This is a genomic window from Streptomyces sp. NPDC021562 (assembly GCF_040640875.1).
Classification (GTDB): Bacteria; Actinomycetota; Actinomycetes; order Streptomycetales; family Streptomycetaceae; genus Streptomyces.
Map to the genome: position 1 here is coordinate 1 of NZ_JBFACN010000063.1, position 8,163 is coordinate 8,163.

Genomic DNA, 8,163 nt, shown 5'->3' on the forward strand with positions numbered 1-8,163 from the left:
TATAATCACCCCAATGAACAAAGTGAAGAAGGGCGCACTTATACAAACTTCGTTTGTGTGCGGTTTGCGTTGCAAACAAAGAGCATATTCGCTTGGTGCGAATACAAAATCAAAACCCTCCATTCGCTAGTGGGCGAATGAGTATCCGCCATAATGCGGATACAAAAAAGGATTCGGAAGATTTTTATAAATACTCGTTGGCAATGTCAGCAATTGTTCAACTTGTCTTTATAATTTCTCCGAATTCATTTTTAAAAAATAAAAAAGGAGTAGATAGCCTTCTACTCCCTTTTTGGTGTGATACATGAATTTCAACAGTTGGCTTTAATATTTTGTTCCATTATGGAGTTTGTTATTCAATTTAAATTTAAAAAGGAGGTACAAGGATATGGCGATCTATCATTTCTCTGCTCAAATGATTTCCAGAGGAAAAGGGCAATCCGCAGTTGCGGCTGCTGCCTATCGTTCTGGTCAGCGTTTAGTCGATGAGCAAACAAATGAAAGTAAGTTTTACAAAAGAGAAGTGCAACCAGAAACCCATATTCTTGCCCCTGAAAAATCGCCAGTTTGGATTCAGAATCGTGAGATTCTTTGGAATGAAGTGGAACATTCCGAGAAAAGGAAGAACTCTCAATTAGCCAGAGAAATCAATGTAGCACTACCTAGAGAACTTTCTCAACAACAACAAACAGAATTAATCAAAGGGTACATCCAGGATCAATTTGTAGATAAAGGCATGGTTGCTGATATCGCTATCCATCGGGATGATGCCAACAATCCTCATGCTCACGTCATGCTGACAACACGAGAAATTTCAGAAGATGGATTTACTACGAAGAATCGTGATTGGAATAAAAAAGACCTGCTGGAGCAATGGAGAGAGCAGTGGTCCGAGTATGCAAACAAAGCATTAGAACAAGCACAAATCAACGAACGAATCACACATAAATCCCATGCAGATCGTGGACTTGAAATCTTACCTACTGTCCATATGGGGCATGTTGCTTCTGATATGGAGAAAAAGGGCATACAAACCGAACGAGGGGCTATTAATCGTGAAGTTCAAAAGCATAATGCGATTGTTTATGACCTTCAAAAGTATCGTCAAGAGAAGCAACAAAGAGAAGCAGCGTTAAAACTGCAGGAGCAAAAGAAGAAAGTAGAATTAACTCCTGAAGAACAAAAAATAGTTATCCTAGCTAAACAGATTATTGGTGATACACCAACTATGACAAGCATTGCTAGCTATAGAAAATCATTAGAAATACAGACCAAAAAACAAAAACAAGAAATAGAATCTATAAAGACACAAAATCATGTCGTTTCCGTAGCTGAACAAGCCGAAAAGCAACTTTCTCATTATGAAAAAACCTTAGAAGAATTAAAGGGAAAACTGGATAAGACAGGATTGTTTAAACGAAAAGAAAAAGAAATTTTACGCAATAAGATTACAGAAGTACAAGGTGAAATTCCAGAGCAAGAACAGCATTTGGCTCAATGCTTAAAAGAAGCTAATTTGGCTAAAGTGGAAGAGATTCCATTTGCTAAAAAGAATTTGAATAAACAACTGAAAGTAGCTACTCAAAAGCTTCAAGAAAACAATCTGACATCCATTGAACAGAAAATAGTTCTAAAGCAAACCGAAGAAATAATAAAGCAGCAAGTCATACGTAAAGTCATTTCTCACTATCCTGAACTTCAAAATGCCGAAAAATTCTTATCGTATGAGACTGCGCAAAAGCTAAATAACCTTAATAAAAAAGCTGAAAAGATTGTCGGTATAGATAGTATTAAATCCACTATTCGTGCTCGGAACAGACATATTGAAGAACATAAAAACTTTTTACAAAAGTTCCAAGTAGGTATTCAGCGAATCCAAAGGGTAGAAAAGTATTTTGATCAATTATTAGAGATTGAACAACGTTTGCAAAAAATTGATAGTAATCCCTTGTTAAAAGGAAAGGTACTTCATTCTGAAACAAATAAGAAAGCCTATGACGACCTTTTAAACATACAGAGTAAGTGCCAAGAATCTTTAAAAAAAGAAGGATTTCGAGATAAAGACCACTTTATTCATAATCGAGATAAGATTCTAAGTAATATGGACTTGAAAGATAAAACAATAAAAGAAATCGAAGATTTACAGTTAGGGAAGCATCAAGGTGGTTATGGAGCAAGCACAGAATTCTTGTCAGCCATCATCCGAGGCCTAGAACAGGCCCGAAACCAAACTCGAGGGGTAAATCCTAATGAGAAGCAAAAACAACGCTTAAAAGGGCAAAGAAATGAGTTGGAACGGTGATTAACACTGATAAAGAGAGTGAGCAATTCATACTTCTTTCATTTCAAACATATTATTGATCATGTAATACCTCCTTATTATGTAATCCTTAACAGAGACAACTGAGGGAGTTGTCTCTGTTTTGATTTTTGTTGTCAAACATGAAACTAACTAGCAATCCGCAGCAATTAAAAGAAAATGAAAGATCGCCGATATCATTATTGTTCCAAGTTTATATGTATTTCCCAAACCTAAAAAGACGGAATTTGCCCAAATATGGCCGAATTCCGTCTTTTGTTTTGTTGGTTGCTTGGGATAAGACGCATTATGTTAACTAACTAGCAAAATACTATCTAATTCTATTAAACACTTACAAAATAAGAATAAGAAAAAAATGTTATTATTAGTTATGATTTCCAACACAACGGGAGTAAAGTATCAACTAAGAAAAGGAGATGATTTCATGAAGCGAATTGATGTTGTTTTACTATTCGTGGTTGTAGTAATCTCGGTATTGCTGTTTCTTCTACTACTTCAAGGAAAATTGTCTAATGGCTATATAGTTCTAATAATATTAGGATTTGGATTAATTGTTGGATTCATTAGACGTTTTTTTTTTAACAACAGAAACTTGATTAGCAAAAAGAAAATTTAAAAAATTGAAGGATGGTTTTTATGGATATTTTAGGTATTATTCCTTTCGTTTTTTGGCTTATAGTTATCATAGGAGGAATATATTTACTTATAAAATTTCTCAAGAAAAAATAAAAAAGCCTAAGATCTTAGGCTTTTTTATTGGAATCAACTTTTAGAAAGAAATCCATCCACCAGTTTTCCAGTCTGACCGTGTAGAATCCACTTTATAGTATCTGTTTTTTCCATCTCCACGAGCATAAAAATCAACAGAGTCATTAATGAAACCTAAACTACCAGTTGAGTATACTGTCCATGAAGCTCTTCCATAGGCATCTCCACCACTTAAATAACCTTTTCCAATTCCTTTTTGCCATATCATAGAAGGATTTATGTTACTGTGGCTTCCGTAATTATCTAAAACTTTTGTAGCTGTTGAACCTGAATAGTTAAAAACAACTGTACTATATAATGTAGTTGTTTTAATACCTAAAACATACAGTTTATAGGTAGCAGTTACAGTTTTTTTCCCAGTCGCTAATACTCCTATTGAAGGGTTAGTATTTGTTTGTAGTTCTACAGGTACTTTATTTCCTTCTATGTTAATGTTTGATACGCCAGGATTAGCATTTGCTGTACCGATTAATTTCATATAATTATCTGGTTGTAATGCTAAAAGAAAAGTGTTTTGTTCTTCTTCACTTAAATTTTTAAATGCTTCTAATCCTTCTGCTGCGTAGTCATCTATTTTGCTTTCCTTTTCTAAATACTCAATATAATTAGCTGGTGATTCAATATACTTCAGTCCATCTTCAGTAGAGATACTTTCTGCATTAGCTGATTTTAAATCTAAACCAAAATTACTAATTAATAAAAATACAAGTGAACCTAACACAAAAACAATTCTTTTCATACTCATAGAAACAATCTTCCTTCCCCTTAATTTTTTATATCAATCCGAATAATTTCCAGATTAATAACATAGATAATAAAAAAATGGAAAAAAATAAGAATATTCTAGGGGGTATATATTGTGCAGGAGGAAGTAAAAGCTATTTTAATAGGTTTTGTTACTCTAATCGCTGCTTATTTGACTGTGTTTTCTTTATGGTTTTGTTTAGTTGCAATAATATTTGGAGTTATAGGATATAAACAGGCAAAAAAAATTAAAGAGAGAAAAAACAATTATATTTTTATGGGGAAAATATTAAATAGTATAGGGATTTTGTCTTCTATACTGCTATTTATGTATTATGTAACCGGTCCTATTTAATTTCGGTTTTAAAAAAGAAAATACCTCCTTTTATAGAAAAAAATTACATTTCATTTAAAATATGAACTTTTTATTTCGTATTAGGATAAAAAGAAAAAAAGCATAGGAGACGATCCTATGCTTTTTATTTTATTAATTTCAAATATAATCTAGTAAATTAGTATTGCTAGAATAGATTGATAGGTATAAAATTACAGATAACTAAATAGTCCGGATAATGAAAAAGAACTCCAACTGTTAAAGTGGTGTTGGTCGCACCCTTTAACCGTCTCCCTATTCTCGGTAGGGAAACACTTGTCGAAGTCCTTTGAACATATAACGTTAAGTATTATATACCAATCATTTTAGTGTATAAAACACGTTTATTCAAGGAAAAAAAGTTTCCTTTTTTCGATAACTTTTGATAAAAGACACTGTTTCCCATTGGTTTATGGGATAATAGTGTCTTTTTTTGTTCCGAAAAAGGAGAAATTGAACATGACAGTATTTGTGGAATCACACCAATTTAATCAAATGATATCTTACACACCATATGTAGAAACAAAAACAGAAAAGAAAAAAGTTAAGTACAGTTTATTAGAATCTATTCAAGAGTCCATAGGGGATAAATGGTACCGACTAAAAGAAGGAACAAGACAGGCTTTTGATATGGTCTGTTTCTTCAGTACGGAGTTAGGATTCTTTTATGCGAGTGACGAATACCTGGCAAAAAGGAACGGGATCAGTGACCGAACTATCCAATATCGCCTGAAAGAGCTAGTAGAACTGGGACAAGTTATAAAAGTATATCGACGTGCCAGAAAGTGTAACGGTCGGGGGAACCCAGTCTATCTATTTGTTAATCATCCTTACTTCCAATATTGGGTGAATTTATTAGGACTTGATAGGACTAATTTCCAAACAGATTGCGAAACAGAAAACAGCGAAAAGCCTTCTGGCAGTAGGGAAAAAGAAGGGGAAACTTTTTCTACCTATCTAGTACCTGAAAAACAAGAAAATAATATATATAAGCAAGCTAATAAAATAATTCAATATGTAACTAATAGAGTTACTGATTCCATAAAAAAAGGCACTAAAATCACATACATGTCCAGTTACGTAGATACATTGGTTACAAAATTAGAATGGCAAGCTCTTTATGCTGAAAATAATCGTCAAATTAAGGCTAAACAGCAAGCACATAACGAATCATATGAGAAGGTCAAAGGCATGTTAGGAAAAGAACCTGTTAAAAAGGTACCTTTCTACAATTGGTTAGAAAATTAAAATGCCATTTAAAACGTATTTCAAAGCGATTATATACACTTTGAGTTTATAATCCCAACTTCATTGAACTATGCCTGCTAACTTTACGTTTTGTATAAGTTTCTTTGAATAAGACACCCTAAAAAAAGGGGATTAGTAGCATTTTTTGTTTTTTCCTAAACCCTAAACAGAGCTTTTTATTAAGCCACTTAGGAGGGTTTCACATGAAAGGAAACCATGTAGATTTAACAGCTTCTGAAATAGCAATTCTTTGGACTGCCTATATGAATGACAGCATGAGTAAATGTATTTTAGGTTATATGCTAAAACATATAGAGGACAAAGAGATTAAACCAATTATTCAGTTTTCATATGATCTGTCAGCTAGTCATATAGAAAAACTCATCACTATATTTAAACATGAAAACTATATTATACCGAATGGGTTTTCTGAAGCAGATGTTAATATGAATGCACCGAGTTTATTTACAGATTTATTTTGTATAAGCTATGTCAATCATATGGCAAGAGCTGGATTATTAGCCTATGGTGGTTCTCTTGGCATGAGTATTAGAAAAGATATAAGGGATTATTTTATAGAGGGAATCTCTGAAACGACTAAATTATATGATAAAAGCACACAAGTAATGCTAAATAAAGGGATATTTTTAAGAGCACCCTATATACCTGTTCCAACTGAGACGGATTACATAGACAGTAAAAAGTATTTAGGTGGATTTAATCTATTAAGCGACAAGCGTCCTTTAAATGCAATTGAAATTTCTCACTTATATTTAAATATTCAAACCAATCATATAGGGATGAAAATTAGCCTTGCTTTTGCACAGACTTCGCCATTAAAAGAAGTTCAGGACTTTTTGTTAACTGGTAAAGAGATATCCAAAAAACATATGAAAATTTTTATGGATTCTTTGCTTGGTTGTGATATTGAAGCACCCATGTCACCCGATCATGGTATTTCTGATTCCACGACCCAAACGTTTTCAGACAAATTAATCATGTTCCATATGGCATTACTAAGTGCAAGTGGAACTGGTAACTATGCTACTGCAGCCGCAGCTAGTCAACGCAACGATCTAGCAACTAGTTATGAACGCCTATCCCTTGAAATTGCTACATTTGCAAAGTCGGGAGCCGACATTATGATAAAGAATAATTGGCTTGAACAACCACCAGGAACTAAGGATAAAACGAAGTTAGTGAAAAATAAACATGATGGTCATTAAATGTAAAGCCAACTTAAACCGAAGGGAGGTCATTTATTCAATCGAAGAAGTAAATGATTTAGGGGTATATTAATTTTGGGACACTTAACAAGAGTTGTTTTAAGCCTTATTTTAGCGATTTTATTTAAATTACTTATTTAACTACTCTTATTTAAAAAGCAACGCTTTAAAAAGTGATTATGAAGGTCTAGTGAGCATTAGAGAGGAATTTTATCTCTAAAAATGACCACTTTTTTTGTATTTGTATTTCCTTTAATCATCAGCTCAAAAAAACTCCGACTATTTAGCCGAAGTTCATACTCTACAGTAGGTTAATTAAATTTTATTAGTTTGGATTAACTTTATACAGGGGGATTTTATCTATTGCCTGCTTTTTAACAATCTTTTTGTATTCAAATCCTAATAACAAGTGCGGTTCATATCTAATTCTTTTTTTCAAATTCTTTTTTTTGCATTTTTATAATAAATAATGTTTGAAAAGTAGAGTAACCTAAACCTAGGATAGTCAAAACAATACCGCTGTATAGTCCGCGCTTTCTTGCTTTTTCTTGAATGTAGTGAGTGAAATAAGCATTAGAGATGGTGCAAAAAATCATGATACCAATGGTTAATAAAACACGCATATCAAATTTCTCCTTTCTGTAACTTTAGTTTTTCCTAAAAAGATTAAGCTATGAAGGAAAGATTTAAAGAGACTAGTCGCCAATAGTTCTTTAGAATAATGGTTGTTCTTTTGAATTGGATCATTCTGTTTTCTAATTTCAAAAAGCAAAAATTCTATCTTTTGAATGTGGTTACATATTATAATAAAAAAAGGCTACAGATACTTCAGATCTATAGCCTGACCAACTCTTTATAGGGTTGGCTCCCATACTAAAGTATGAAATGACCTCCTACGAATAAATCGAAGGAGGTCATTTTATTTTATTCAAAGAAACATCAACGTTGACCTATTGGTCATTATTTGACCCTGTGGTCAACACTAGTTTAAGAGAGTTACTTTTTATTTTCAATTCCTAATATCTCTCTAGCTAAATGTATATCCATTGCTTGAATTTGTTCTTTTCTTTCCAAGATGGCCTTTTGGAAAGAAGCGATTAGCTTGATTGCTTCTTCCTCCCCTTCTATCTTTAAATGCTTCTCCATTAATGCCCCAATTTGAATGAGTCTTTTTGTTCTAGATTTACGCTCTTTTTCCTTTAATTGATTCGCAAGCCTTTGCTTCTCAGCTTGCATCTTCTTAATCTTTTCATCCATATCTAGCAATCTCTCTTCTTCTGTCTTTCGAGCCATAGCCCTCACTCCCCTTATAACCTTGTTTCCTCCATTATAATCAAATTATAGCTATAACACTAGAATAACAAAGTAGTATCTTCACTCTGCATGTGGTATAATCACCCCAATGAACAAAGTGAAGAAGGGCGCACTTATACAAACTTCGTTTGTGTGCGGTTTGCGTTGCAAACAAAGAGCATATTCGCTTG

Annotated in this window: 6 protein-coding genes; 4 read left to right on the forward strand and 2 right to left on the reverse strand. The window is 33.1% G+C overall.

Going from position 1 to position 8,163, the window contains the following annotated elements; all coding sequences use genetic code 11:
* The first annotated feature begins 388 nt into the window (after window positions 1-388).
* Window positions 389-2,302 carry a MobQ family relaxase gene (mobQ, locus tag AB0G52_RS40640; protein ID WP_341082332.1) on the forward strand — a complete coding sequence of 638 codons (1,914 nt, stop codon included), beginning with the start codon at window positions 389-391 and terminating at the stop codon, window positions 2,300-2,302.
* A gap of 787 nt (window positions 2,303-3,089) precedes the next feature.
* Here the strand turns inward: mobQ and AB0G52_RS40645 are convergent.
* Window positions 3,090-3,833 carry a hypothetical protein gene (locus tag AB0G52_RS40645; protein WP_341082325.1) on the reverse strand — a complete coding sequence of 248 codons (744 nt, stop codon included), beginning with the start codon at window positions 3,831-3,833 and terminating at the stop codon, window positions 3,090-3,092.
* Between the two features lie 114 nt (window positions 3,834-3,947).
* Between AB0G52_RS40645 and AB0G52_RS40650 the strand changes: the two genes are divergently transcribed.
* The 3 genes from AB0G52_RS40650 to AB0G52_RS40660 all read left to right on the forward strand — a co-directional run bounded on the left by AB0G52_RS40650 (window position 3,948) and on the right by AB0G52_RS40660 (window position 6,679).
* Complete coding sequence (locus AB0G52_RS40650; protein ID WP_341082326.1) at window positions 3,948-4,187, forward strand: hypothetical protein; 240 nt, start codon at window positions 3,948-3,950, stop codon at window positions 4,185-4,187.
* A gap of 477 nt (window positions 4,188-4,664) precedes the next feature.
* Window positions 4,665-5,453, forward strand: coding sequence for a hypothetical protein (locus tag AB0G52_RS40655; protein WP_341082328.1), 789 nt, complete (start codon window positions 4,665-4,667; stop codon window positions 5,451-5,453).
* Between the two features lie 203 nt (window positions 5,454-5,656).
* Window positions 5,657-6,679 carry a DUF3231 family protein gene (locus tag AB0G52_RS40660; protein ID WP_341082329.1) on the forward strand — a complete coding sequence of 341 codons (1,023 nt, stop codon included), beginning with the start codon at window positions 5,657-5,659 and terminating at the stop codon, window positions 6,677-6,679.
* Window positions 6,680-7,675: 996 nt separating this feature from the next.
* Here the strand turns inward: AB0G52_RS40660 and AB0G52_RS40665 are convergent.
* Entirely contained in the window at window positions 7,676-7,972 is a 297-nt protein-coding gene (locus AB0G52_RS40665; protein ID WP_341082331.1) for a hypothetical protein, read from the reverse strand.
* Between the last annotated feature and the right edge of the window lie 191 nt (window positions 7,973-8,163).

Excerpts from the sequence above, each read along its gene's own strand:
- mobQ (WP_341082332.1), top strand. The coding sequence starts at position 389 with ATGGCGATCTATCATTTCTCTGCTCAAATGATTTCCAGAGGAAAAGGG.
- AB0G52_RS40645 (WP_341082325.1), bottom strand. The coding sequence starts at position 3,833 with ATGAGTATGAAAAGAATTGTTTTTGTGTTAGGTTCACTTGTATTTTTA.
- AB0G52_RS40655 (WP_341082328.1), top strand. The coding sequence starts at position 4,665 with ATGACAGTATTTGTGGAATCACACCAATTTAATCAAATGATATCTTAC.
- AB0G52_RS40660 (WP_341082329.1), top strand. The coding sequence starts at position 5,657 with ATGAAAGGAAACCATGTAGATTTAACAGCTTCTGAAATAGCAATTCTT.
- AB0G52_RS40665 (WP_341082331.1), bottom strand. The coding sequence starts at position 7,972 with ATGGCTCGAAAGACAGAAGAAGAGAGATTGCTAGATATGGATGAAAAG.